At 71.7% G+C, this 25513-nt stretch carries 23 protein-coding genes and 2 tRNA genes; 11 read left to right on the forward strand and 14 right to left on the reverse strand.

Annotation, left to right across the window (positions count from 1 at the left end; all coding sequences use genetic code 11):
* The first annotated feature begins 16 nt into the window (after nucleotides 1–16).
* Nucleotides 17–2641 carry an alanine--tRNA ligase gene (gene alaS, locus ACQP1N_RS24260; protein ID WP_433226805.1) on the forward strand — a complete coding sequence of 875 codons (2625 nt, stop codon included), beginning with the start codon at nucleotides 17–19 and terminating at the stop codon, nucleotides 2639–2641.
* A gap of 67 nt (nucleotides 2642–2708) precedes the next feature.
* Here alaS and ACQP1N_RS24265 read toward each other — a convergent pair.
* Nucleotides 2709–2782 (reverse strand) — tRNA-Pro (locus ACQP1N_RS24265).
* Nucleotides 2783–2938: 156 nt separating this feature from the next.
* Here ACQP1N_RS24265 and ACQP1N_RS24270 point away from each other — a divergent pair.
* Nucleotides 2939–3012: transfer RNA gene (locus ACQP1N_RS24270), tRNA-Gly, on the forward strand.
* Nucleotides 3013–3386: 374 nt separating this feature from the next.
* Here the strand turns inward: ACQP1N_RS24270 and ACQP1N_RS24275 are convergent.
* Genes ACQP1N_RS24275 through ACQP1N_RS24285 form a run of 3 tightly spaced genes read right to left on the reverse strand, consistent with a single transcriptional unit; the run spans nucleotide 3387 to nucleotide 5803 of the window.
* Complete coding sequence (locus ACQP1N_RS24275) at nucleotides 3387–4160, reverse strand: ABC transporter permease (protein ID WP_433226807.1); 774 nt, start codon at nucleotides 4158–4160, stop codon at nucleotides 3387–3389.
* Entirely contained in the window at nucleotides 4157–5128 is a 972-nt protein-coding gene (locus tag ACQP1N_RS24280) for an ATP-binding cassette domain-containing protein (RefSeq protein ID WP_433226809.1), read from the reverse strand. Before ACQP1N_RS24280 ends, ACQP1N_RS24275 begins: the two co-directional genes overlap by 4 nt.
* Nucleotides 5129–5140: 12 nt before the next feature.
* Complete coding sequence (locus tag ACQP1N_RS24285; protein WP_067794141.1) at nucleotides 5141–5803, reverse strand: DUF4097 family beta strand repeat-containing protein; 663 nt, start codon at nucleotides 5801–5803, stop codon at nucleotides 5141–5143.
* A gap of 241 nt (nucleotides 5804–6044) precedes the next feature.
* Between ACQP1N_RS24285 and ACQP1N_RS24290 the strand changes: the two genes are divergently transcribed.
* On the forward strand, nucleotides 6045–6836 hold the full coding sequence (locus ACQP1N_RS24290; RefSeq protein WP_433232802.1) for a helix-turn-helix domain-containing protein: 792 nt from the start codon (nucleotides 6045–6047) through the stop codon (nucleotides 6834–6836).
* 54 nt (nucleotides 6837–6890) lie between these two features.
* On the opposite strand, the gene ACQP1N_RS24295 is transcribed toward ACQP1N_RS24290, so the two are convergent.
* Entirely contained in the window at nucleotides 6891–7583 is a 693-nt protein-coding gene (locus ACQP1N_RS24295; RefSeq protein WP_242608935.1) for a hypothetical protein, read from the reverse strand.
* A gap of 401 nt (nucleotides 7584–7984) precedes the next feature.
* On the opposite strand from ACQP1N_RS24295, the gene ACQP1N_RS24300 reads away from it, so the two are divergent.
* The gene (locus ACQP1N_RS24300; RefSeq protein ID WP_131732827.1) at nucleotides 7985–8302 is read left to right on the forward strand and encodes a DUF7455 domain-containing protein; all 318 of its coding nucleotides are present in this window, start codon (nucleotides 7985–7987) and stop codon (nucleotides 8300–8302) included.
* A 21-nt stretch (nucleotides 8303–8323) separates the two neighbouring features.
* Here ACQP1N_RS24300 and ACQP1N_RS24305 read toward each other — a convergent pair whose 3' ends face one another.
* The 5 genes from ACQP1N_RS24305 to acsA are packed head-to-tail and all read right to left on the reverse strand — an operon-like array spanning nucleotide 8324 to nucleotide 13738.
* Nucleotides 8324–8566: an acyl carrier protein gene (locus tag ACQP1N_RS24305; RefSeq protein WP_067794144.1), complete on the reverse strand. Its 243-nt coding sequence runs from the start codon at nucleotides 8564–8566 to the stop codon at nucleotides 8324–8326.
* On the reverse strand, nucleotides 8563–9915 hold the full coding sequence (locus ACQP1N_RS24310) for a dihydrolipoamide acetyltransferase family protein (protein ID WP_067794145.1): 1353 nt from the start codon (nucleotides 9913–9915) through the stop codon (nucleotides 8563–8565). The genes ACQP1N_RS24305 and ACQP1N_RS24310 overlap by 4 nt, the downstream gene beginning before the upstream one ends.
* Complete coding sequence (locus tag ACQP1N_RS24315) at nucleotides 9908–10933, reverse strand: alpha-ketoacid dehydrogenase subunit beta (protein WP_067794146.1); 1026 nt, start codon at nucleotides 10931–10933, stop codon at nucleotides 9908–9910. Before ACQP1N_RS24315 ends, ACQP1N_RS24310 begins: the two co-directional genes overlap by 8 nt.
* Nucleotides 10930–11967, reverse strand: a complete 1038-nt coding sequence (gene pdhA / locus ACQP1N_RS24320) for a pyruvate dehydrogenase (acetyl-transferring) E1 component subunit alpha (protein WP_174548827.1) — start codon at nucleotides 11965–11967, stop codon at nucleotides 10930–10932. The genes ACQP1N_RS24315 and pdhA overlap by 4 nt, the downstream gene beginning before the upstream one ends.
* Entirely contained in the window at nucleotides 11945–13738 is a 1794-nt protein-coding gene (gene acsA / locus ACQP1N_RS24325; protein ID WP_433226813.1) for an acetate--CoA ligase, read from the reverse strand. The genes pdhA and acsA overlap by 23 nt, the downstream gene beginning before the upstream one ends.
* 155 nt (nucleotides 13739–13893) lie before the next feature.
* On the opposite strand from acsA, the gene ACQP1N_RS24330 reads away from it, so the two are divergent.
* Nucleotides 13894–14538: a flavodoxin domain-containing protein gene (locus ACQP1N_RS24330; protein WP_084262516.1), complete on the forward strand. Its 645-nt coding sequence runs from the start codon at nucleotides 13894–13896 to the stop codon at nucleotides 14536–14538.
* 12 nt (nucleotides 14539–14550) lie between these two features.
* On the opposite strand, the gene ACQP1N_RS24335 is transcribed toward ACQP1N_RS24330, so the two are convergent.
* A complete protein-coding gene (locus ACQP1N_RS24335; RefSeq protein ID WP_131732826.1) occupies nucleotides 14551–14913 on the reverse strand; it encodes a hypothetical protein in 363 nt (120 codons plus the stop codon).
* Nucleotides 14914–15237: 324 nt separating this feature from the next.
* On the opposite strand from ACQP1N_RS24335, the gene ACQP1N_RS24340 reads away from it, so the two are divergent.
* Nucleotides 15238–15435 (forward strand): hypothetical protein, encoded by a 198-nt coding sequence (locus ACQP1N_RS24340; RefSeq protein WP_433226815.1) that lies wholly within the window; start codon nucleotides 15238–15240, stop codon nucleotides 15433–15435.
* Between the two features lie 401 nt (nucleotides 15436–15836).
* A complete protein-coding gene (locus tag ACQP1N_RS24345; RefSeq protein ID WP_433226817.1) occupies nucleotides 15837–16769 on the forward strand; it encodes a hypothetical protein in 933 nt (310 codons plus the stop codon).
* A 54-nt stretch (nucleotides 16770–16823) separates the two neighbouring features.
* On the opposite strand, the gene ACQP1N_RS24350 is transcribed toward ACQP1N_RS24345, so the two are convergent.
* Complete coding sequence (locus ACQP1N_RS24350) at nucleotides 16824–17300, reverse strand: cyclic nucleotide-binding domain-containing protein (RefSeq protein ID WP_433226819.1); 477 nt, start codon at nucleotides 17298–17300, stop codon at nucleotides 16824–16826.
* A 210-nt stretch (nucleotides 17301–17510) separates the two neighbouring features.
* On the opposite strand from ACQP1N_RS24350, the gene ACQP1N_RS24355 reads away from it, so the two are divergent.
* Nucleotides 17511–18998, forward strand: coding sequence for an AAA family ATPase (locus tag ACQP1N_RS24355; RefSeq protein ID WP_433226821.1), 1488 nt, complete (start codon nucleotides 17511–17513; stop codon nucleotides 18996–18998).
* 115 nt (nucleotides 18999–19113) lie between these two features.
* Nucleotides 19114–19785, forward strand: coding sequence for a response regulator (locus ACQP1N_RS24360; RefSeq protein ID WP_067806857.1), 672 nt, complete (start codon nucleotides 19114–19116; stop codon nucleotides 19783–19785).
* A gap of 49 nt (nucleotides 19786–19834) precedes the next feature.
* On the opposite strand, the gene ACQP1N_RS24365 is transcribed toward ACQP1N_RS24360, so the two are convergent.
* Complete coding sequence (locus tag ACQP1N_RS24365) at nucleotides 19835–20698, reverse strand: universal stress protein (protein ID WP_242608934.1); 864 nt, start codon at nucleotides 20696–20698, stop codon at nucleotides 19835–19837.
* Nucleotides 20695–21192 (reverse strand): flavodoxin domain-containing protein, encoded by a 498-nt coding sequence (locus ACQP1N_RS24370; RefSeq protein WP_433226824.1) that lies wholly within the window; start codon nucleotides 21190–21192, stop codon nucleotides 20695–20697. The genes ACQP1N_RS24365 and ACQP1N_RS24370 overlap by 4 nt, the downstream gene beginning before the upstream one ends.
* A gap of 144 nt (nucleotides 21193–21336) precedes the next feature.
* Here ACQP1N_RS24370 and ACQP1N_RS24375 point away from each other — a divergent pair, with 144 nt between their 5' ends.
* Nucleotides 21337–23949 carry a cation-translocating P-type ATPase gene (locus ACQP1N_RS24375; RefSeq protein WP_067806851.1) on the forward strand — a complete coding sequence of 871 codons (2613 nt, stop codon included), beginning with the start codon at nucleotides 21337–21339 and terminating at the stop codon, nucleotides 23947–23949.
* A gap of 147 nt (nucleotides 23950–24096) precedes the next feature.
* Nucleotides 24097–25479 (forward strand): tyrosine phenol-lyase, encoded by a 1383-nt coding sequence (locus ACQP1N_RS24380; protein WP_067806848.1) that lies wholly within the window; start codon nucleotides 24097–24099, stop codon nucleotides 25477–25479.
* The last annotated feature ends 34 nt before the right edge of the window (nucleotides 25480–25513 follow it).

The following is a 25513-nucleotide window of genomic DNA, read 5'->3' on the forward strand; positions in this document are numbered from 1 at the left end:
CTCGTGAGGCCGTCCCATGCTTTCGACTGACATCCGCTCGACCTTTCTGGACTTCTTCCGAGAGCGCGACCATCGCGTCGTGCCGTCCAGCCCGCTGGTTCCGTCCGATCCCACGCTGCTGCTGACGAACGCGGGGATGAACCAGTTCAAGCCGTACTTCCTCGGCGAAACCACGCCGGAGCCCCCGCGGGCGGTATCGGTGCAGAAGTGCGCGCGTACGTCCGACATCGAAAACGTCGGCCGCACCACGCGGCACGCGACGTTCTTCGAAATGCTCGGCAACTTCTCGTTCGGCGACTACTTCAAGGCGGAGACGATCGCCTGGGCGTGGGAGCTGTTCACCCGGCATTACAACCTCGACCCGGAACGCCTATGGGTCACCGTGTACCTGGACGACGAGGAGTCCGTGCGGCTCTGGCGGCGCATCGGCGTCCCCTCGGAGCGGATTCAGCGGCTCGGCATGGGGGACAACCACTGGTCAATGGGCATACCCGGCCCATGTGGGCCGTCCACCGAACTGCACTACGACCGGGGCCCGTCCTTCGGGCGAGAGGGCGGACCCGCGGTGGACGGCGAGCGCTACCAGGAACTGTGGAATCTCGTCTTCATGCAGAACCTCCGCGGGGAGGGGTCCGGCAAGGGCGAGTATCCGATTCTGGGGGAACTTCCCACGCGGAACATCGACACGGGGCTCGGTCTCGACCGTCTCGCGGCTGTATTGCAGGACGTGGACACGGTCTGCGAAACCGACCTCCTCTCACCCACTTTCCAGCTCGTCCAGGAAATGGCGGGACGCCCCTATCCCGGACGGGACGGCAGCGACGACTCCAGCTCTTTCCGCATCGTCGCGGAACACTCCCGGTCGATCGCGTTCCTCATCGCCGACGGCGTCATGCCCGCACGCGACGGCCGCGGCTACGTGCTGCGCCGGCTGATGCGCCGCGCGATCCGGCACGCGCGCCGGCTCGGCATCGACCCGGCGCTGCCGGACCTGACGTCCAGCGTGATCGGCACCCTCGGCGGGACGTGGCCGGAACTGACCCGGCGGTCCGAGCTGATCCGCCAGGTGGTCACGGCCGAGGAGGAGGGCTTCGAGCGGACGCTGCGCCAGGGCTCCCGGCTCCTCGACGCGGCGATCACCCGCACGACCTCGACGATCTCCGGCCGCACCGCGTTCGAGCTGCACGACACCTACGGCTTCCCGATCGACCTGACCATCGACGCGGCGCGCTCGGCGGGCCTCACCGTCGACACCGACGCGTTCGCGGAACTCCTCGACGAGCAGCGCCGCCAGGCGCACCGGGCGGGCCAGGACCGGAAGGGCGACGCGGTCGCCCGCCAGGAGGTCTACCGCCGCGTCACCGCCGAACACGGCCTCACGGACTTCGTCGGCCACGCCGCGGAAACAGCGGAAACAACCGTGCTCGCACTCCTCGGCCCGGGCGGCGAACTGCGCGGCGCGGCCGAGGGCGACGAACTCGAAGTGATCCTCTCCCGGACCCCGTGCTACGCCGAATCGGGCGGCCAGGTCGGCGACACCGGCACACTGCACACCCCCACCGGGAAGGCGCGGGTCCTCGACACCCGCCCCGGCCTGGACGGCCTGCACGTGCACACCGTCCGCATACTGGACGGCGAGCTGCGTCCCGGCGACGAGGTGCAAGCGGTCATCGACGCGGACCGCCGGCAGGCGACCGCACGATCGCACAGCGCCACCCACGTCCTGCACGCGATGCTGCGCCGCCTCCTCGGCGACCACGCGACCCAACGCGGCTCCCGCGTAGAGCCGGGACGCCTGCGTTTCGACTTCACGCACCTCTCCCCGGTCGAGACGGGCTCCCTGCAGACCCTCGTCAACGACTACCTGCTCGACGACCCCGGCGTCCGCGTCTGGGAGGCGGCCAGGGCGGACGCGGAAACCGCCGGCGCGATCGCGCTGTTCGGCGAGAAGTACGGCGAGCACGTCCGCATCGTGGACATCGGCGACGCGTCCCGCGAACTGTGCGGCGGCACCCACGTCGGCCACGGTTCGCAGGCGGGCCCCGTCCACATCGTCGGCGAGTCGTCCATCGGCACCGGCCTGCGCCGCATCGAAGCCCTCACCGGCGCCGACGCGCTCCGCCACCACGACCACCAGCGGCACCTGCTGGACGAACTCGCGGCCCTCCTGAACGTCCACCCCGACCAGGCCCCGGCCCGCCTGCGCCAACGCTTGGAAACACTCGCGGAAACCCAGCGACACCTGGAAACCCTCCGCGGGGCGGAACTGAACGCGCATGCGGACCGGCTGGCGTCCCAAGCCGAACAGACACCGGGCGGCTGGCTGGTCGCGCAGACGATCCCGGGCTTGACCAGCACGGACCTCCGCACCATCGCGAGGGGCATCCTCAACCGCCGCGCCCCCCGCGGCATCGTCGTTCTGGGCACCGAGTCCGGCGGCAAAGCGGCACTGCTGGCGGCAGTGGGCACGGACATCGCCGTCCCGGCGCGCGACCTCCTGACCCGCGCGGCACGGCAGGTCGGCGGCGGAGCAGGAGGCAAGGGCCGGGTGGCGAACGCGGGCGGCCGCCACCCAGAGCACCTGCCGGAGGCGATCGGCACCGCGGCGTCCGACGCCCGCGCATTCCTGGAAACCCTCTGACCGGCACCGGGCCGCCGGCCGGGCCCGCCCAAGGCGGCGCGCCCGGCCGGCGGCCCAATCGTCCCTGTCGGGCTGGCGGGATTTGAACCCACGGCCCCCGGCACCCAAAGCCGGTGCGCTACCAAACTGCGCTACAGCCCGCACGTCACCGCCGAGCGCGGTGACGGGAGAAGTCTAGTCCCGATCAGCCCCCGCCCGCTGCGCCGAACCCGCATCCCGCCCGCCGGACCCGTCCGCCCCCGGAACCCTGTACGCTACGGGATGGCGATCGAGGGCCACCCGGCTCTCCATCCGCTCGCGGGCGTAGCTCAATGGTAGAGCCCCAGTCTTCCAAACTGGCTACGCGGGTTCGATTCCCGTCGCCCGCTCCAAAATTTCCGCAGGCCAGAGACATAAACTCTGCGATCTTGCTCTCACTCCAAGATTTCCATCACTGGGCTCGTACGCGATCATGGTGGATCCCCCGCGCCGACCCGGCTGTCATCCAGTGCTTGGCGCCTTCGCCGCCGGCGCCCGCCCACAGGCCCAATCACCCACACGATCTTCAGGACAGTCCCGGCGATGCCAAATGGCCCGCCCGGTTCGGTTTGAACACCGGGGAGATCGAAGATCTCTGGAGTGAGCAGACACGGGTGAGCCCTCTAGAAACGTGTACTTGTCTGAACGCTCTTGCGGGTGCGACGGGTGGAAAGGTTCAGGGCCGTCAGACCAACCGGTCTGACGGCCCTGTTCGGCCGGTTCATGGTCAGGTCTTGTTGTAGGTGTGCTTGGCCCAGAGGTAGGAGACGGCGGCGATGCCCGCGCACCAGGCGGTGGCGATGGCGGCGTTGTCGCCGATCGGGGTGCCGAGCAGGAGGCCGCGGACGGTTTGCATGACGGGGGTGAAGGGCTGGTATTCGGCGAACCAGCGCAGGGCGGTGGGCATGGAGTCGGTGGGGACGAAGCCGCTGCCGAGGAAGGGCAGGAAGACCAGGGGCATGGGTGCGTTGCTGGCGGCCTCGGGGGTCGGGGACTTCAGGCCGAGGGCGACCGACAGCCAGGTGATGGCCACGACGAACAGGGTGAGCAGTCCGGCGGCGGCCAGCCATTCGGCGGCGGTGGCGTCGGGGCGGAAGCCGATCGCCAGGGCGACGCCGATGACGACGGCCATGCCGAGGAGCTGCTGGATGACGCTGGCGACGACGTGGCCGGTCAGGATTGAGGCCCGGGAGATCCGCATGGTACGGAAGCGGGCGATGATGCCTTCGGTCATGTCGGTGGCGACCATGACGGCGGTTCCGGTCGCGGCCATGGTGGCCGCCATGAGCAGGATGCCGGGGACGACGTAGTTGACGTAGGTGTCGCGGCCGCCGCCGATGCCTGCGCCGAGGGTGCCGCCGAAGACGTAGACGAACAGCAGCAGGAGGATGACGGGCGTGATGACCAGTTGCACGGTCATGGACGGGTAGCGGAGCAGGCGTTTGAGCTGGCGCCGGACCATGGTGGAGGAGTCACGCATGGCGAGGGTGAGAGTGCTCATCGGACGGGCTCCTTGTCCTGGTCGCTGTTCTGGCCGGTGAGGGCGAGGAAGACGTCGTCGAGGTCGGGGGTGTGGACGCCGAGGTCGGCCGGTTCGATGCCCGCCGCGTCCAGCCGGGCGAGCAGGTCGCGCAGTGACGCGACTCCGCCGTCGGAGGGGATCTGCAGCGTGAGCCGGTCGTCGTCGGACGGGTCCACGAAGCCCCTGCCGAGCACGCCGAGCGCGTCCTTGAGCGCGTCGTCGTCGGTGAATCGCAGCGACACGTGGCCGCCGGGGATGAGCCGCTTGAGCTGATCGGCGGTGCCTTCGGCGATCAGCCGTCCGTGGTCGAGCAGGGCGATGTGGTCGGCGAGCTGGTCTGCTTCCTCCAGGTACTGGGTGGTGAGGAAGATGGTGACGCCGCCGGCGACGAGGTCGCGGACGATGCCCCACATGGTGCGGCGGCTGCGTGGGTCGAGGCCGGTGGTGGGTTCGTCCAGGAAGATCAGGCGTGGGTCGCCGACCAGGGTCATCGCCAGGTCGAGCCGGCGTTGCATGCCGCCGGAGTAGGTGCCGGCGGGTTTGCGGGCCGCGTCGGCCAGGTCGAAGCGCTCCACCAGTTCGGCGGCCTTGCGCTTACCGTCTCCGCGGGACAGGTGCTTGAGGTCGGCCATGAGGAGCAGGTTCTCCTCGCCGGTGAGCAGCTTGTCGACCGCCGAGTACTGCCCGGTGACGCCGATCGCGCCGCGCACGTCGTCGGCCTGGCGGTTCAGGTCGTATCCCGCGACCTGGACCTGGCCGCCGTCGGCAGCGATCAGGGTGGACAGGATCTGCACGGTGGTGGTCTTGCCGGCGCCGTTGGGGCCGAGCAGGGAGAAGATCGTTGCTTCGGGGACGGCCAGGTCGATGCCGTCGAGCACGACCTTGTCGCCGTCCTTGCCGGGGTAGGACTTGCGCAGCCCGTTCGCGGCGATGGCCAGGTTCGTCATGGCTCTGCTCCTTTAGAGGCTGCGGGCGGCGATGTCGCCGTGGGAGGTGGTGGCGCGGATGTCGAGTTCGGCGGTGCCGTCGTTCTTGAGGGTGTTGGTGATGCGGCCGTAGGAGGTGCCGGCGTCCAGGGCGGCCGAAACTCCGGCGGCGGCGCCGACGGAGATGTCGCCGGCCTGGGTGCGCAGCACGACCGTGCCGCCCGTGGCCTCGGCGATCTGGATGTCGCCTCTTTGGGTGCTGATGTCCGCGGGGCCGTTCAAGCGGCCTACCTCGACGTCGCCGTCGGTCGCGGTGAGGTGGACGCCGGCGGCCTCGTCGATCTTGATGTGGCGGTAGGCGCCTGCAAAGGCGATGTCGCCGAGGCGGCCGACGGCCCGGAACTCGGCGCCGGCCGTCTTCGCCTCAATGCGGGAACCGGCGGGCAGCTTGACCGTCACCTCGACGGATCCAGAGGGGGCGAAGGACTGGTCCTTGGCCGAAGTCTTGATCCGCAGGACGCCGTCGGCATATTCGACCGTGGTCTGCTCCGCCGCCTTCACGTCGCGGCCCTTGGAGGCGTTCGCGGGCAGGACCTCGACCCGGGTGCCGGCGCGGTCGGCGGCGATGAACTGGACGCGTCCGGCGGGGATGTCCAGGACGGCGGAGATCGGGGCGGGGGTGTCGAACTTCTGCATCGTGGTTTCCTCGCACTGCTGCTCGTTGTTTCGAACACCAGAAACGCTACGTTGCTTTCTAAATCACTGCAACGCATACGTTGCATAAAATCAATGTCTATGCAGGTAGAAGCTTGAAAACTGTTGCAACGGCATTCAAGATTAACGCAACGACCGTCACCCGATCATTGCAATGGATGGGAAGTGAACGCTATGGTGGAGGGGTCGGGGACCGCCACGAATGATCATCAAGGAGATCGTGATGCCGGGAGGCAGGCTCACCCAGCAGGACCGCCGGCAGATCGCGCTGGGGCTGGCCGACGGCCTTCCCTACGCCGAAATCGCCCGACGCCTCAACCGTCCGACCTCGACGGTCACGCGTGAGGTGATGCGCAACGGCGGCCCCGCCGGCTACCGCGCCGACCTGGCCCACCACGCCACCGAACGCCGCGCCCGCCAGCGCAGGCAGACCGCGCCCCAGGGGGCGCAGGCGGCGGCGCAGCCCTACGGACGCGACGCCGAGGCCGTCCGCGAGTACGCCGAGACGCTCACCACCGTCTTCATGACCTCCGGCCTCCCCAAGATGATGGCCCGGGTGCTGGCCTGCCTCTACACCACCGACTCCGGCAGCCTCACCGCGGCAGAACTCGCCCGGCGACTGCAGGTCAGCCCGGCGTCCATCTCCAAAGCGATCACGTTCCTGGAGAACCTGGACCTCGTCCGCCGCCAGCGCGACGAACACCGCCGTGACCGCTATGTCGTCGACGACGACCTGTGGTACCAGTCGATGATCCGCAGTGCCCGCTCCAACGACCAGTTCGCCGAGGCCGCGCGCCAGGGCGTCGCCCTCCTCGGCCCCGGCACCCCGGCCGCCACCCGCCTGGAGAACGCCGCCCGCTTCCTCGACTTCGTCGGCGAGAGCCTCCTCCGCGCCGCCGAGCAGGCCCGCGAGGTCCTCTACACCACCACCGGAACGGCCTCGGACAGCACCGCCGAACCAAGTTCGGATCACGGGCGGACAGCCGCCCCGAGGGATCACGCGGCCGGTGGCTGAATCCGTATCCAACGGCACAGTCGGGTATCAGAACTGCCTGAACGCCCGTGCCGATCAAGCGCTGGGGTCCTCTGGTGGTGGCAGGTAGGGGCCGAAGTGGTCGGCGACGATGTCGGCAATGGCCGTGGCGTCGCGGGATCCGTCGACCTCGATCACGCGGATGCCGAGGCGTTGCGCGGAGCGGACGGCGTCGTCGGCGACGAGGCGGTCTCGCTCCAGCCGGTTGCGTTGGGCCCGTTCGGGGTCGCTGACGCCATGGCCGATGCGGGCGGCTCGGGGGAGGTCGTGGAGCTGGCGGTCGCGGAAAGCCTGGGTGGGCACCATGACGACCATCTGCCGGGGCGAGTCGATGATCGGGGCGACCAGTTCGGGGCGGAGCCCCCAGCCTTCGGCGATGATGGGGCGCCCGGAGACCAGGGCGCGCAGGTCGTCCAGGGCCCATTCGAACCGGACGGGGAAGTCGGCCAGCGTTTTGGCGGCCATGTCCTCCGGGGTGGTGTTCACCCAGGTCCGGTCGGGGTCCGGGTCGGCGGGAGGTTGGCCGAGCTTGACGCGGCGAGCGATCCGGCGGTCGTTGTGGCCGCGGGCATCCTGGTAGTCGTAGTGGTAGGCGGTCAACCCGTAGCGGAGGGTCAGCAGCCGGGCGACGGTGGACTTGCCGGCCCATTGCCCGCCGCTGATCCACAGGACCCGGCGAAGCGTGCCGAAGGGATCCCCCACGTGCTTTTGGGTGTCGTTCCTGGTCACAGGTCTCCTCAGGTGCGGCGGCCAACGTCTGCTGCGTAGGTCGTCCAGTCTCCGGCACAAGCGCGTGCCATTGGACTGCGACGTTGATGTGGACGCCAAGTATGCGGGCGAGTATCGCGGCGGGGAGTTGCGCGGCCGGGGTGAGCCGGGCGCGGGTGGGTGGGATGCCGATGGTGTTCACTCGATGGTCCAGGCCAGTCGGCGCCGGCCGTGGTGCCGGTGACGCTTTCATCCTCGGGTGACCTCTTAGTTCTGCAGGACGGCGGCGGTCAGGGCGTGGGTGCTGCCGGGCATCGCCCCGGGCGTCCGCACGATCGTGCCGTCGGGGCGGGGCCGTTGGTCCTGGGATGTGTGTATGGACGGCCCTGTCCTGCCGGGTGGCGGCAGGACAGGCTGAAGACATGGCTACCAAGTTTCCGTACAAGGGCATCACCCGGCTCGCGGGCACGCGGACGGCTCAAGACCAAGCCGAACGCACTCATGGTCCGCCCGTCCCGGTTCTGGCGGATCGGGCGTGCTGCTGCCTGGCCAAGCCCGTCGTGATCGCGGTCATGCCGATCATCGGCCATGACCTGAGCCCCGTGGACATCCACCTGTGCGCCCATCACTACCGGCAGTCGCGCAAGGCGCTGGCCGAAGCGGGGGCCACCGTCTTCGACGGCTCGGGCATGCCCGTCACCGGCCTGGACCCGTACGAGCTGCTGCGAACCGCCCGCTGACATGGGGGCCGGCGCCTGTGGTCAGGCCCGGTGGGTGAGGTAGGTGACGCAGGCGTCGAGGGTGGCCAGTTCCGGGTAGTCGTCCTCGTCGATGCGCAGGCCCGATCCTTCGCTCAGTTCTTCCACGAAGCCGAGGAAGTCGAGGGAGTCGAGGCCGAGATCTTCGCGCAGCGAGGCGTCTCCGCCGACCGTCCCGGCGTCGATGTCCGGGGCGACCTTCTCCAGCGAGCGGACGGCCAGTTCACGCGCCTGTCGGGGTGTCATAGCTCCTCCGGGTGTTGCAGCAGCCGGTCCACGGCCTCCAGGATCCGCGCACCGGTGTATCCGTCGGTGGCGCGGTGGTCGGCGGCCAGCGTGGCGGTGACCACCGGGCGGACGCCCAGCAGCCCGTTCACCGCCCACGGACGCTGGACGATCCTGCCGAAGCCGAGGAGCGCGACCTGCGGCGGGAAGATGACGCCGGTGACCGATTCCACGCCCTGGTCGCCCAGGTTGGTGACGGTGATCGTGGCGCCGTCCAGCTCGGAACCGCGCAGCCGGCCCGACCGGGCGCGGACGAGCAGGTCCTTGAGGGCGGACATCAGGTCGTCCAGGGAAAGTTCGTCGGCGCGGCGCAGGGTGGGGGTCACCAGCCCGCCGCCGCGCAGCGCGGTGACGATGCCGAGGTGGACGCCGTCGCCGGGGACGAACTTCTCGTCGAGCCAGTGGCCGTTGAGTTCGGGTACCTCACGGGCCGCCAGGGCGCTGGCCTTGAGCAGCATCGCGGCCGGGAGAAGGCGCCGCGCCACCGGCAGTTCGCGGTTGCGCCGGCGCAGCCAGCCGGTCGCCTCACCCATGTCGATGGTGGTGCCGAGGTAGTAGTGCGGTATTTCGCGTTTGCTTCTGGCCATGAGCCGGCCGATCGCCCGCCGCATCGCCGCCTGCTTCTCGTCGGCCGCGGGGCGGGGCTCCGCGGGTCGCCGGGGGGCCCGTGCGGCGGCGCGGACATCGTCGGCGCGGATGACGCCGCGGGCTCCCGACCCGTACACGTGGTGCAGATCCACGCCGAGTTCGGTCGCGAGCCGGCGGGCCAGCGGTGACGCCTTCGGCCGGGTCGCCCGTTCGATGTCCGCGCGGACGATCCTGCCGCCGTGTCCCGTGCCGTTCACCGAGGTCAGGTCGATGCCCCGTTCCTCGGCGAGGCGCTGGACGAGCGGAGTCGCCGGTTCGGGGCGCCGGGGAGCGGGGGCCGGTTTTCCCCGCTCCGGCTCCGGGTGGCCCGCGGGCACGGGCCGCTTCGGCTCCGCGGCGGGCGGCTTCGGCTTCGCAGCCGGGGGCTTCGGCTTCGCAGCGGGAGGCTTCGGCTTCGCAGTGGAGGGCGGGGCGCTCGGGGCGGCGGCCGGGGAGGTCAGCCTGGCGAGCGGGGTTCCGACCGGCACGTTGGCGCCGGGCTGGACGAGAAGGGTGTCGATCACGCCGTCGTCGAAGCATTCGACCTCGATATCGGCCTTGTCGGTCTCGACGACGGCGACGATGTCCCCCTTGTGCACCCGGTCTCCGGGTTCGACCAGCCATCGGGTGAGGGTGCCCCGCTCCATGTCGGCGCCGAGCGAGGGCATCGTGAAGTCAGGCATCGCCGCTCACCGCCCGGTGCGCGGCGGCGACGATGTCGTCCGGCTGCGGTAGCGCCGCCTCCTCCAGGTGCCGGGCGTACGGGATGGGGACCTCGGCGCCGCACACCCGGCCGACCGGCGCGTCGAGGTCGTAGAACGCCTGCTCGGTGATGCGGGCGCTGATCTCCGCGGACAGGCTCCCGGACCGCCACGCCTCGTCCACGATCACGGCGCGGTGGGTGCGGCGGACCGAGCTCATGATGGTGGCGTCGTCCAGCGGGCGCAGCGATCGCAGGTCGATGACCTCGGCCTGGACGCCCTCGGACGCGAGCCGCTCGGCGGCGTCCAGGGTCTTCGGCAGGGTTCCGCCGTAGGTGATGAGGCTGACGTCCGAGCCGGTCCGGCGGACCGCGGCGCGGTCGATGTCCACCGCGCCCGCGCCGGGCGGCAGCTCACCGGCCATGCCGTACAACGAGCCGTGCTCGGCGATCAGGACGGGGTCGGGGTTCTCCAGCGCCGTCCACAGCATGCCCCGGGCGTCCTCCAGGGTCGCGGGGGCGAGGATGCGCAGGCCGGGGATGTGCGCGTACCAGCCTTCGAGGCTGTGGGAGTGCTGGGCGGCGAGCTGCCGGCCCGCCCCGGTCGTCATGCGGATGACGAGCGGCACGCCGACCTGCCCGCCGGACATGTGCGACAGGGTCGCCGCGTTGTTGAGGATCTGGTCGAGCGCGAGCAGGCTGAAATTGACCGTCATGATCTCGACGATGGGCCGCATCCCGGCGAGGGCCGCGCCGATGCCCGCACCGACGAACGCCGACTCCGACAGGGGCGTGTCGCGGATCCGCTCGGGCCCGAACTCTTCCAGCAGCCCGAGGCTGACGGCGAAGCAGCCGCCGTAGCGCCCGACGTCCTCTCCCATGAGGAAGACCCGGTCGTCCCTGGTGAGCGCATCGCGCAGGGCGGCCCGCATGGCCTCCCGGTAGGTGATGGGCTCGTTCCCGGCGGCCTTGTCGGCGTCGCGGGTCTTCGTCGTCGTCATGGCCGCACCGCCTCTTCGGAGTAGACGAACCGGGCCAGATCCTCGACCGGTTCCAGCGGCGCCGCCTTCGCCGCCTCCACGGCGGCGTCGATCTCGGCGGCGATCTCCTTCTCCATCGCGGCGACATCGTCGTCGCCCAGTTCGCCGGTGTCGCGCATCCGGGTCGTGAGGGCGTCGATCGGGTCGTGCCGCCGCCACTCCTCGATCTCGCTCTTGTCGCGGTAGAGGTCCGGGTCGTACATCGAGTGGGCGCGGTACCGGTAGGTGCGCATCTCCAGGAAATGCGGGCCGCCGCCCCAGCGCACCGCCTCGGCCGCCCGCCGCGCGGCGGTGGAGACGGCGAGGACGTCCATGCCGTCGACCGCCCAGGAGACCGTCCCGTAGGACGAGGCGCGCAGCGCCAGATCCGTCTCCGCGTGCTCGCGGGCGAGCGCCGTGCCCATGGCGTAGCGGTTGTTCTCGCAGACGAACAGGACCGGCAGGTGCCACAGCGCGGCCAGGTTCATGCATTCGTGGAACTCTCCCTCGGCGACCGCCCCGTCACCGAAGAAGCAGGCCGTGACGCGGTCGGCGCCGCGCATCCGGTCGGCGAGCGCCAGCCCGACCGCGAGCGGCAGCCCGCCGGCGACGATGGCGTTGCCGCCGTAGAAGCGGGTCGCGGTGTCGAACAGGTGCATCGAGCCGCCGCGGCCGCGGCTGCACCCGGTGGACCGCCCGAACATCTCCGCCATGATCGCCTCCGCCGACACGCCGCGGGCGAGGGCGTGCCCGTGCTCGCGGTAGGTGGTGACGACCGCGTCGTCCGGTCCGAGCGCCGCCATCGTCCCGGCGGCGACGGCCTCCTCGCCGATGTACAGGTGCATGAACCCGCGGATCTCGGCCGCGCTGTACAGCTCGACGCAGCGTTCCTCGAAGCGCCGGATCCGCAGCATCTCGTGGAGCAGGCCGCGGCGCTCCTCGACGGCCGCGTCCGGTGCGCCGGCGGCCGCCGCGGGCCCGGTGTTCCGCTTCTCAGCGGTCTTCTTCCTGGTCATGATGCTGCTCCAGTGTCGACACGTCACCTTCGGGCAGGCCCAGCTCACGCGCCTTCAGCAGCCGGCGCATCACCTTGCCGCTGCGGGTGTGCGGAAGGTTCTGGTCGAAGGCGATCTCCTTGGGCGCCAGCGAGGCCAGCCGCCGCCGGCCGAAGGCGATCAGCTCACGGCGCAGCTCCTCCCCCGCCCGGTAGCCGGGACGCAGGGTGACGAACGCCTTGACGATCTCCCCGGCCACCGGATCCGGCCGCCCGATGACCCCCGCCTCGGCGACGGCCTCGTGCTCCATGAGGACGCTCTCGACCTCGAACGGCCCGATCAGATGCCCGGCCGACTTGATCACGTCGTCCGCGCGGGCGACGAACCAGTAGTAACCGCCCGCGTCCCGGCGGGCGATGTCGCCGGTGAGGTACCAGCCGCCGGCGAACGCCTTGGCGTAGCGGGCGTCGTCGTGCAGATAGCCGCGGAACATGGACGGCCAGCCGGGACGCAGCGCCAGCTCGCCTTCGGCGTCCGGGCCGCGTGCCACCGTCACCTGCCCGCCGGGCGACACGAGGGCGCGCCCGTCGGCTCCCCGGTCCAGCAGCGCGACCTCCACGCCGGGCACCGGACGTCCCATCGAGCCGGGCCTGATCTCCATGGACGCGTAGTTGCTGATCATGATGGCGCCGGTCTCGGTCTGCCACCAGTTGTCGTGGACGGGCAGCCCGAACGCCTCCTCGCCCCACACGACGGCTTCGGGGTTGAGCGGCTCCCCCACGCTGGCGACGAACCGCAGGGCGGACAGGTCGTGCCCGCGAGCGGGCTCGGTGCCGTACCGCATCAGCATCCGCAGCGCCGTCGGGGCGGTGTACCAGACCGTGACGCGCTGCTCCTCCAGGGTCCGGTACCAGCGCCGGACATCGAACTCGGCGGCGTCCACCAACAGTGTCGCCCCGTGGGTGAGCGGAGCGATGATCCCGTACGAGGTGCCGGTGACCCACCCGGGGTCCGCCGTGCACCAGAACACGTCGCCCGTCCGCAGGTCGAGCGCGTAGGCGGCGGTGACATGGTGCGCCACGACCGCCTCGTGGACGTGCACCGCGCCCTTCGGCCGCCCCGTGGTGCCGCTGGTGAAATGCAGCAGTGCCATGTCCTCGGGGTCCGTCGGCGGTATCTCGAAGCCCGGGGCGGCGCCGTCCATGATCTCGCGGAAGGACACCGTGCCGGGCGGCGTCTCGTCCCCGCCCACGATGAGGACGTGCTTCAGCCCCGGCAGCTCGTCCCGGATCTGGGCGATCTTCCTGGCGTACAGTTCGGGATCGGTGACCAGCACCCTCGCGTCACCGAGGCGGAGCCGTTCGCGGATCGGCTCCGGCCCGAACGCGGGGAACAGCGGTGAGAAGACACTGGTGTTCTTCAACGTTCCGAGGGCCGTCACGTACAGCTCGGGTACCCGGCCCAGCAGTGAGAACACCCGGTCGCCCTTGTGCACCCCGAGGACCCGCAGCACGTTGGCGAACCTGCCGGTCTCGTCCCGCAGCCGCGCGTAGCTGAGTTCGGTCACCGCGCCGGAACGGTCGAGGCAGCGCAGCGCCACCCGGTCACGCAGTGGTCCCGCGGCGTGCCGGTCGACCGCCTCATGGGCGATGTTCAGGCCCCGCCCGTCCGGCAGGCCGTCCATGGCGGCCCGGGCGTCCTTCCAGCTGAAGCGGGCGCACACCGCGTCGTAGTCGTCCAGGTTCGGTGGAGAGCCGGAGAGTCCGGCCTTGGTGATCGGTTCCCAGCCCATAGGGCTCACCTCGTTGGAAGACGATTCCGCCTCCATCGTCCAGCGCGGGCGGCGGGCGCCCTAGGGCCGGAGGTCCCTCCCCCTGGGGGCCAACGACCTGCGGCGGAGCAGGCCGCGACGGCAGAACATGGAGGTGAGGACGCGGAGGTGAGGACATGACCATCCTTGTCGGGTACGCAAGCGCACACGGTTCCACGCGGAGCATCGCCGAGCGGATCGGTACGGTCCTGGCCGAGCACGACATCCGCGTTGAGGTCCGCCCCATGGACGGGGTGGAGGACGCAGGCGGGTACGAGGGGTTCGTGCTCGGCAGTGCGGTCCACAGCCGTGCGTGGCTGCCGGAGGCGCTCGACTTCGTGACACGCGCGCACGACGTCCTGGCCGGCCGCCCGGTGTGGCTGTTCAGCGTCGGGATGCCGGCCGCGCTTCGCGGTCCCTGGCGGAGTTACGGCCCCAAGGAGGAGGCCCTCCTGACGGAGGAGCTTCACCAGAGGCTCGCCGCCCGGGAACACCGGCTCTTCTCGGGGGTCTTCCGGCGGGAGCACATCCCCCTCACCGGGCGTCTGATCTGCAAGGTCATGGGACTGCGATACGGCGACTACCGGGACTGGCCGCAGATCGAGGGCTGGGCTTCGGCGATCGCCGACGGGCTGGGGGCTCGCGGCCCGGTATCCGCGGCGGGGCCGGCCGCCGGAGCCGCCGTGCCGCCCCGGGGCCGGGTCTCCCGGGGAGGACGGCCCGGCCGGGACAAGCGCGCCGAAGACGGCGGCCAGGCCCGCGGCGATTCCCGGCCGGGGTGAGGCGTCGGCCGGTCATCGGCTCCCCTCGCCGTGCAGGTGGACGATGTGCCGCAGTTCCTCGGCGAACGCGCAGGGGTCGTTGCGGTGCGGTTCCTCGGGGGGCAGCATGGCCCAGCGCCTGGCCAGGTCGAGGCATGCTTCCCGCAGGGATCGGTGCTCCTGGCGGGCGGTCGCCAGGAACGCCTCGGCCTGCCGGCGGGCCGCGCGGGCGTCGTCGCGTTGCGAGGCGACGGCGCGGACCGCGTTCTCGGCCCGGCCCTGCCGCGCTTGCCGCGCCCGTTTACGCACGCGCCTGCGGCGCCTCCCCACGGCGACGACCGCGGTCATGGCCATCGTGATCAACAGCAGGACCATCCAGGGGTATTCAATGCTCATGCCCTGTGCTCCTCTCCGCGGAGGCGGACACCGCCCCCCTCCGCATGGTCGCCACGAGGTCGTGCGCAGGGGGCCAATTCACCCGGATCGTATCGCCCTGAGCACGCAAGCTGTCACCGACCGTACTTACACCTCTGCAACAAGAAGCGTTAGAACGCGTTTTAAGTAAGTAAAACTTTCAAAGAGCCATCATTGAACGCACTTTTTCTGAGAATCTCAGACGAAAAAAGCGCCACTGCTCGCCAAAGCCCGTTCCGGGTCGCTAAAGTTCTCGGCCATAGTCCCGGCTGCTGTGACCGGCTCACAAGGAGAGGAACGCAGCGAATGGACGGATGCGGCACTCCCAGCTTTCCCCCGGCGGCCCGGCGGCACCTCGGCCAGGCGATCCGGCGGCACCACATCGAACTGTGCTCCGGCTCCAGGGCCGGCCTCGTCGCCGAAGGCGGCCCCTCCCTGCCGGTCATCAACAAGATCAAGACGCCCGGAGCCGCGCCCACACCGGCCGGGCGGTCCTCCCGCTGAAGACCCGGCCGGCATGGCGAGCCGGCGGCGCCCACGGCATCCCGGAAGGCCGCGGGGCGACCTGCCTCACCGTCCCCCTCGTTCCGGCCGCAGGGCCCGCGGAGCGCCACCCGGCGGAGACGGCACCGACCCGCTCCTGAGATTCCGCCGTCGCCCTCCGGCACCACCGGAGGGCGACGGGCGGCCACGATCGGGGGCCTGCGCAGGCGCCCGGCCCGCCCCGGCCGGTCGGCTCCAGCCGCAGGCACCCGCCCATGTACAGCCTCCAAAAGCCGCCCCACAAACGCTTCTACGGTCAGGGTCTCCACGACCATCACCGGGCCGACGCACCACCCAGCGCGCGTCCCCCGGTGCGGATCCACGTCCGCGTCCCCGCACGCGGGCACCCGAGGGGAGGACGCATGAACCCCGACGACCAAGACCTCCGCAGCATGATCACACGCCTGACCCAGGAGAACGCCCGGTTACGCAGCCAGCTGGCCGTGGCCCAGCAGTGGAACCCGCCCGCCGAAATGGAATACGCCTTCCGGACGGCCACCGGGTGGAAATGCCTGTCGGTGCCGCTGCCGGAGGGCCGGCCGACCCTCATCCTGATCGCCGGGACCGCGCCGGGAGCACCCGCGCCCGATCCCGACGCCGCCGGCCAGGTCTGGCGGCACCTGCTGACCGCCGCGCCGACCCGCGGCAGGATCGGCCCGTTCGCCCGCGCCACGATGCCCGCCCCGCTGCTGGGATACCTCGGCGAACAGGACGGCAGAGCGATCATCGTCCTCAGCAAGGACCTCGTCCGCGGTCAGCTCGCGCGCGCCGCCCGGCTCCTGCGCTCCAACGCCAACGCCTGCCACCCCCGGCCGCGCCTGCTGGAACTGGCCGTACTCCCCCTGCTATGCCTGGCCGACATCCTGCGTGACGCCGGCACCAAGACCGTGCTGGCCGCCGCGGCCCCGGCCGCGGCCGTCACGGTCTCGGCCGCCGTCGTCCTCAGCCCCGCCCCCGCCGAGCCCGCGCCCTCCCCCGCCGGCACCGCACCCGGCCGGGTCGGCACCGCCCGGGCCGACTGGCCGCGCCCGCGCCCGCGCCCCGCCGCGTCCTCCCCCAGGCTCCGCTCCCCCAGCGCCCGGGCCAAACCGAGGCCGTCCCGCAGTCCCTCCTCCCCGCCGATCACCACACGCACCCTCCGGCCGAGCACCGGCCGCCCGCCTTCGAATCTCCTGCCCACCGCCGCGCCGTCATCGTCCGTGCCGCCGTCGTGCCGGCAGCAGCCCGGAGCCCGCCGCGGGCAGTCCCAAGACCGCAACACCAGTGATCAGGACTCTTGCGATCCGGACCAGTGAAACTGGATGCCGGGCAGCTCAGCGGGCGTGCCGTGATCGTGCCCGGCTGACGCGTCAGGGTTGCGGGGCGGGCTCCGGATAGGACATCTCCAGGAGCCGGATCTGGGCGGCCTGGAGCCGCTCGATGACGAGTTCGGTGAAGCGGCGGGTCAGTTCGTAGCCGAGGGCGGGGTCGACCGCGCAGAGCGTGCGGATCAGCCGGCCGTCGAACTCGATGGCCGTGAGATCCGAGATCGCCACCGCGCCGAACCGCCACCGGTACGGGCGAAACAGCCAGGACCAGCCGAGGACGGAGCCGGGCCCGAAGGTTTCGACGACGACCGTCCCGCGGTCGGGCATGCGGAGATCGAGCGCCACGGCCCCGGCCTGGACCAGCCAGAATCGCTCCGCCGACTCCGACTCCGCGATGATCCGCCGTCCCGCCGGGATCTCGACGACATGGGCGGCGGTCGCCAGTCTCCCCAGGTCGGCACTCCGCATACCGCGCAGGAAGGGTTCACGCGCCAGGTCGGCAGCGGTAAGGGTGCTCACCGGTTTCGCCCCCGATCATGTGGTCGACAATGCGCACACCTCCATCTCACCGGCTGCGTGATCGTTCACACAGGGCCGAAGGACCCTTCACGGCGGGACCTCCGCCGCTCCCCGGGCCGAAAGTCCCGGGCGGACGGGCCGCTCGGCACTGATACACCGGCGCCTTCGCGGGGAGGGTGGAGATAGCCGAGCCGAGGACGTGAGGTAGCGATGGGCGACGCCGCAGTCAGCGAGACCCACATCGGTGTGGTCTTCTTCGTCGGCGACCGCGCCTACAAACTCAAGAAGCCCGTCGATCTGGGTTTCCTGGACTTCAGCACGCGGGAGCTGCGCGAGCGGGCCTGCCGGGAGGAGGTGCGGCTCAACCGGCGCTTCGCCCCCGACGTCTACCTCGGGGTCGCCGACGTCCACGACCCGGACGGCGAGGTCTGCGACCATCTGGTCGTGATGCGGCGGATGCCCGCGGACCGGCGGCTGTCCCGCCTGGTGCAGGAGGGCGCCCCGGTCGAGGACGCGCTGCGCGACGTCGCCCGGACCATCGCCGCCTGGCACGCCCGCGCACCGCGCGGCCCCCGCGTCGAGGCCCAGGGACGGCGCGACGCCCTGCACGCCCGCTGGCGCGACAGCTTCGAGCAGGTGCGGCCCTTCCACGGCAGTGTGCTCGACACGGCGGCGGCCACCGAGATCGAGGACCTCGTCACCGCGTTCCTCGCCGGCCGCGAGCCGCTGTTCGACGCCCGCATCGCGGCCGGACGGGTGGTCGACGGCCACGGCGACCTGCTGGCCGGGGACATCTTCTGCCTGGACGACGGCCCCCGCGTCCTCGACTGCCTGGAGTTCGACGAGGCGCTGCGCTCGCTGGACGGGCTCGACGACGCGTCCTTCCTCACCATGGACCTCGAACGCCTCGGCGCCCCCGGCCTCGCCGAACGCTTCCTCGGCTGGTACGCCGGGTTCGCCGCCGACCCGGCCCCGCCTTCGCTGCGGCACCACTACGTCGCCTACCGGGCGTTCGTCCGCGCCAAGGTCGCCTGCCTGCGCCACGAGCAGGGCGCCCCGGAGGCGGCCGCCGAGGCGCGCGGCTACGCCGACCTGGCACTGCGGCATCTGCGCGCCGGGCGGGTCGGGCTGATCCTGGTGGGCGGGCTGCCCGGCACCGGCAAGACCACGCTCGCCGGCGCCCTGGCCGACCGGCTCGGCTGCACCCTGCTCAGCAGCGACCGCGTCCGCAAGGAACTCGCCGGGCTCGCCCCGCTCGACTCGGCCGCCGCCGCCTACGGGACCGGCCTCTACTCCCCGGAGCGGACCCGGCGCACCTACCGGGAACTCGCCGACCGCGCCGCGACCCTGCTCAGGCAGGGTGAAACGGTCATCCTGGACGCCTCCTGGACGTCGGAGGGCACCCGGGCCCTGCTCGCCGAGGTCGCCGAGCGCGAGCACGCCCCCCTGTACTCCCTGCGCTGCGAGGCCCCGGAAAGGATCACCATCGAGCGGATGCGCGCCCGTCCGCAGGGGCTCTCGGACGCCGACGCCGACATCGCCGCGGCCATGCGGGCGGACGCCGCGCCGTGGCCGGAGGCCGTCGCCATCGACACCGCGGGCCCGCCGGCGAAGTCCCTGGAACAGGCGCTCACGGCCGTCCGGCCGCACGGCGCCGAGCACGTGTGGCCGCGCCGCCCGTTCCTCTCCCCCGACTAGGCCGATGCCGGTTTCGGGACCTTGGTCTTCCGAAGGCGGGACGACCAAGGAGTGTGCCGCCGCGCGGGGACCGGGTAACGTCCAATCCGTCACCGACGAGGCGAAGGACGATGCCATGACCGCCGAGGATGCCAAGACGATCCGCGTGTTCCTGCTGGACGACCACGAGGTCGTCCGCCGCGGGGTGGCCGCGTTGCTGTCGGCCGAGGACGACATCGAGATCGTCGGCGAGGCGGGAACCGCCGAGCACGCGCTCGCGCGCATCCCCGCGGCCCGTCCCGACGTGGCGGTGCTGGACGTCCGGCTCCCCGACGGCGACGGCGTCAGCGTGTGCCGCGAGATCCGCTCGCAGATGCCCGATCTGGCCTGCCTGATGCTGACCTCTTTCGACGACGAGGACGCGCTGTTCGAGGCGGTCATGGCGGGGGCGGCCGGTTACGTCCTCAAGCAGATCCACGGTTCGGACCTGGTGGGCGCCGTCCGCACCGTCGCCACCGGCCAGTCGCTGCTCGATCCCCGCTCCACGGCCCGGATGCTGCAGCGCCTCCGCGACCGGCAGGAGAAGCAGGACCCGCTCAAGGGCCTGACCGAGCAGGAACGCCACATCTTCGACCTCATCGGCGAGGGCCTGACCAACCGGCAGATCGGCGAACGCCTCTTCCTGGCCGAGAAGACGGTGAAGAACTACATCTCCAACATCTTCGCCAAGCTCGGGATGAGCCGCCGGACCCAGGCCGCCGCCCTCGCCGCCCAACTCAAGGCCGACCGCAAGGACGAGCGGCCCTGACCCTCGCCCAAGGGCCTCCAAAACGGGCCCCGGCACGGGCCGGGCCGCGTCACCGCGGGCGGATCACCGCGACGGGGCAGTGCGCGCGGTGCAGCATCGCGTGGCCGACCGATCCGAGCAGCAGCCCGCTGAACCCGCCGCGGCCGCGCGACCCGACGACCAGCAGGTCGGCGTGGGCGGACGCCTCCGCGAGCGTCCGCACCGCCCGCCCCCGCACGGCCTCGGCGACGACCTCGACGTCGGGATGTTCGGCACGCCATCCGGCGAGCGCCTCGGCCAGGACGCGCCTCTCCTCCTCCTCGACGAGACCGCGGTCGTAGACGAGCGGCTGCATGTCGCCGGGGCCGGTGGAGACCGGATACGACCACGCCATGACGGCCCGCAACCGCGCGCCCCGCAGGGACGCCGCCTCGAACGCGAACCCGACCGCGCCGGCGGCGGCCTCGGACCCGTCCACGCCGACGACGATCTCCCCGTGAGCGGACGGCCCGGTCTCGCGCACGACCACGACGGGGCACCGCGCGTGCGAGGCGACCTGCATCGCGACCGACCCCAGGGCCAGGCCCGTCAGCCCGCCCTTCCCGCGCGACCCCGTCACGAGCATGGCCTCCCCGGCGGCCCGCTCGATGAGGACCCGCGCGGGCTGGCCGCCGCTCTGCTCGCCCGTCACCTCAAGACCGGGCACACGGCCGCGGGCGCGGGCCACGGCGGCGTCCACGATCTCCTGGCCGCCGGCCAGCAGCAGCCGCCGGACCTCGGCGGCGTCCGGGTCGCCGGGGACGTCGAACAGCCACGACGTGACGGCGTACACCAGGTGCAGCGGCATGTCACGGCGGGCCGCCTCGTCGGCGGCCCAGTCCACGGCGAGCAGGCTCGGATCCGAGCCGTCCACCCCGGCGATGATCCGGTTCACGCCGTCACCTGCTGCAGTTCGCGGGCGATGCCGGCGGCCCATTCGGCGACGTGGTCACGGTCCCGGTAGTCGCCGGCGGACTGCTTCGCGACCTTGGACGCCATGAAGCCCTTCGCGCCGGGGTCCAGCCGCCCGCCGAAAGTGGCGTGGCCGCGGGCGCCCACCCGGTGCGCGAACTTGGCGACGCCCCGCACGGGGGCGATCTCCTTCTCCTCCGCGGTGTGGTCCAGCGGGCCGCTGCTGAACAGCCACACCGGCCGCTGCGCCAGCGCGCCGACGTGGTGCCGGACGAAGCGCCGCGCCTCCCGGTGCCAGCGTCCCGCGTACAGGGCGCCGCCGACGACGACGGCGTCGTACCCGTCCAGGGTGGTGACCTCGCCGGCCGGGCGCACATCCGCCTCGGCGCCCGTCCGGCGCAGTTCGGCGCCCACCCACTCGGCGATCTCGGCGGTCCCGCCTCGCTCGGAGGCGTACGCCACCAGCACTCGCATCATGACGACTCCTTCTCGTGCGCTCACCCCCAGCCTCTCCAGGCGCCGGTGCCGCGGTCAGGGGCATGGGTCGCAGATCCGCGGGACCTTCGACCCTGGGAGCATCGAAGCGGAGCACCGGAGGGTGAAGGTGACAGGAGGTACGGGATGACGACGGTTCTCGCGCCCTACCGCAGGCCCGCCGAGGACGTCGTACGCGACCTCGGCGGCGATGCGTCGCGCGGCCTCGCCGTGGCGGAGGCGGCCGCCCGGCTGCGGCGGGAGGGGCCCAACACGCTGCCCGCCGCGCGGGGCCGCGGCCCGGTGCTGCGGTTCCTGCTGCAGTTCAACAGCCCGCTGATCTATGTGCTGCTGGCGGCGGCGCTGGTGACCGGCCTGCTCGGCGAGCACGTGGACGCCCTCGTGATCCTCGGCGTGGTGATCGTGAACGCCGTGGTCGGGTTCGTCCAGGAGTCGCGTGCGGAGAAGGCGCTGACCGCGCTCGCCGCGATGACCGAGACGATCGCGGTGGTCGTCCGGGACGGGGAGCGGCAGCGGGTTCCGGCGGCGGACCTGGTCCGCGGCGACCTGGTCGAGCTGGAGGCGGGCGACAAGGTCCCGGCCGACCTGCGGCTGCTGCGCACCGACGAGCTGGCCGTGGACGAGTCGACGCTGACCGGCGAGTCGGTGCCCGTCGCGAAGGACCCGGCGGCGCTGCCCGAGGTCACCCTCGCCGACCGCACCGGCATGGCGTTCTCCGGGACGCTGGTGACCGGCGGACGCGCCACCGGCCTGGTCGTGGCGACCGGCGCGGACACCGAGCTCGGCGGCATCCACCGGCTCGTGCGCACCACCACCGCGGTGCAGACCCCGCTCACCCGCAAGATCGCCCGGTTCAGCAAGATCGTGACGGTGGCGATCCTGGCGCTCGCCGCGTTCACCTTCGTGATCGGTGTGCTGCGCGGGCGGGGCGCCGCGGAGATGCTGACCGCGGCGGTCGCGCTCGCGGTCGGCGCGATCCCCGAGGGCCTGCCCGCCGTCGTGACGATCACGCTGGCGCTCGGCGTCGCGCGGATGGTGCGGCGCGGCGCCATCGTCCGGCATCTGCCCGCCGTGGAGACGCTCGGCGGCACCACCGTCATCTGCACCGACAAGACCGGCACCCTCACCCAGAACCAGATGACCGTCACCGCGATCACCGCGGGCGGACACGACTACACCGTCACCGGCATCGGCTACGCCCCCGCCGGCGCGATCGAGCAGGACGGCGGTGCGGTCGATCTCGCCGGGCATCCCGTCCTGCGGGAGACGCTGCTGACGGGGCTGGCCTGCAACGACGCGCAACTGGCGGAGAAGGACGGCGGCTGGCGGCTCACCGGCGACCCGACCGAGGGCGCCCTGCTGACCAGCGCCGCCAAGGCCGGGCTCGACCAGGCCCCGGCCCGCACCGCCACGCAGCCGTTCACCGCCGAACGCCGCTACATGGCCACGCTGCACGAGGACGGCACCGTCTACGTCAAGGGCCCGGTCGAGCGGATCCTGGAACTGTGCGACGACGCCGCCGGCCCCGACGGGACGGCGACCGCGCTGGACCACGGCACCGTCATCGCCCGCGCCGAAGCCTACGGCGGCGAGGCCCTGCGCGTACTGGCCTTCGCGCGCGGGCACGCCGACTCGCTGGAGGAACTGCCCCGGCTGACCTTCCTCGGCCTGCAGGCGATGCTGGACCCGCCCCGCCCGGACGCCGCGCAGGCGGTCCGGACCTGCCACGACGCCGGCATCCAGGTCAAGATGATCACCGGGGACCACGCCGCCACCGCCGCCGCCATCGGCGCCCGCGTCGGGCTGGCCGGCGAGGTCATGACGGGCGCCGAACTCGCCGAGGCCCCCTCCCCCGAACGGCTCCGCGACACCACCGTCTTCGCCCGCATCTCCCCAGAGCAGAAGCTCCGCCTCGTCCAGGCACTGCAGGATTCCGGGCACATCATCGCGATGACCGGGGACGGCGTCAACGACGCGCCCGCCCTCAAGCAGGCCGACATCGGCGTCGCGATGGGCCGCACCGGCACCGACGCCGCCAAGGAGTCGGCCGACATGGTGCTGACCGGCGACGACTTCGCCTCCATCGAGCAGGCGGTGGAGGAGGGACGCGGCGTCTTCGACAACCTGGTGAAGTTCATCGTGTGGGCGCTGCCGTCCAACATCGGGCTCGGCCTCGTCCTCGTCGCCGCGATCGTCGCGGGCACGGCGCTGCCGATCCTGCCGCTGCAGGTGCTGTGGCTGAACATGACCGCGGTGCTCGTCCTCGGGCTGCCGTTCGCCGTCGAGCCGAAGGACGAGCACATCATGAGCCGACCGCCGCGCGACCCGGCGCTGCCGCTGCTCACCGGCGCGATGACGACCCGCATCCTGCTGGTCTCGGCGATCCTGCTCGCCGGCGCGTTCAGCCTGCAGCACTGGGAGCGGGCGCACGGCGCGTCCTCCGAGGTCGCGCAGACGATCGTCGTCAACGTGTTCGCGCTGACGCTGCTGACCTACATGTTCAACTGCCTGTCGCTGGAACGGCCGCTGCTGTGGGGCGGCATCCGCCGCAACCCGTGGGTCCCCGTCAGCGTGCTGGCCCTCGTCGCGATCCAGATGTTCTACACCTACACGCCCGCGATGAACAACGTGTTCCACTCCGCGCCGCTGGACGGGGCCGCCTGGGCGCGTATCGCGGTCATCGCCGTCGTGTCCTACCTGCTGGTGGAGGCGCTGAAGTTCGTCCAGCGCGCCCGCTGACGCCGGACGGGGGCCGAAAGGTCCGAAAGGCGGGGACCAAGGTCCTTGGCCGGGACGGACGGTCGTGCGTAAGGCTCTGATCACGGTACCGGTCGACCCGCGACCCGCGCCGACCGGTCGTTCCCGTGACCCCTGGGAGGAGCCGACATGACCCTGGCCGAGCCGTATCGGATCAAGAGCGTGGAGCCGCTGCGGGTGCCGACGCGGGCCGAGCGGGAGGAGGCGATCGAGCGCGCCGGACACAACACGTTCCTGCTGCGCTCCGACGAGGTCTTCATCGACCTGCTCACCGACAGCGGCACGAGCGCGATGAGCGACCGGCAGTGGGCGGCGCTGATGCGCGGCGACGAGGCCTACTCGGGCTCCCGCTCCTTCTACCGGCTGGAGGAGGCGGTCCGCGAGGTGTACGGGTTCCGGTACACGGTTCCGACGCACCAGGGCCGCGGCGCCGAGCACATCCTCGCCCAGATCGCGATCAAGGACGGGCAGTACGTGCCGGGGAACATGTACTTCACCACCACGCGCGCCCACCAGGAACTGGCCGGCGGCGTCTTCACCGACGTGGTGATCGACGAGGCCCACGACCCGACGGCTCAGCACCCGTTCAAGGGGAACGTCGACCTGGACAAGCTGGCCGCCCTCATCGACCGCGAGGGGGCGGCGAACATCGCGTACGTCAACGTCGCGGTCACCGTGAACATGGCGGGCGGGCAGCCCGTCTCCATGGCGAACCTGCGGGCCGTCCGGGACCTGTGCGCCCGGCACGGGATCCTGCTGTGGTGCGACGCGACCCGGTGCGTCGAGAACGCCTACTTCATCAAGGAACGCGAGGAGGGCCACGCGGACCGCCCGGTGGCCGAGATCCTGCGGGAGATGATGTCGTACTTCGACGGATGCACGATGTCCGGCAAGAAGGACGCCCTGGTCAACATCGGCGGATTCCTCGCGCTGAACGACGAGACGCTGCTGCAGCGGGCCCGCGAACTGGTCGTCCTGTTCGAGGGCATGCCCACGTACGGGGGGCTGGCCGGACGGGACATGGAGGCGATGGCCCAGGGCATCTACGAGATGGTCGACGACGCCTACATCGCGCACCGCATCCATCAGGTGCGGTATCTCGGTGAGCGGCTCCGCCTGGCGGGCGTCCCCATCGTGGAGCCGATCGGCGGGCACGCCGTGTTCGTCGACGCGGCCCGTTTCCTGCCCCATCTCGACCAGGAGCAGTTCCCCGCGCAGGCGCTCGCCGCCGCGCTGTACACCGACAGCGGCGTGCGCTCGATGGAGCGGGGCATCGTGTCGGCGGGACGGGACCCCAAGACGTCCCGCAACCGCAGGCCGCGGCTGGAACTGGTCCGGCTCACGGTGCCGCGGCGCGTCTACACCGACCGGCATCTGGACGTCGTCGCCGACTCCGTCCAGCACCTGTACGCGCGCCGGGACGCCGTGGGCGGGCTGCGCATGACGTACGAGCCGCCGACGCTGCGCTTCTTCACGGCCCGGTTCGAACCACTCGGCCGCCCATCGGACTGAACACGCCCTGCCGGCCCGCAGGACGAACGGAGGA

It is taken from the genome of Actinomadura formosensis, from assembly GCF_050948385.1.
GTDB classification, from domain to species: domain Bacteria; phylum Actinomycetota; class Actinomycetes; order Streptosporangiales; family Streptosporangiaceae; genus Spirillospora; species Spirillospora formosensis.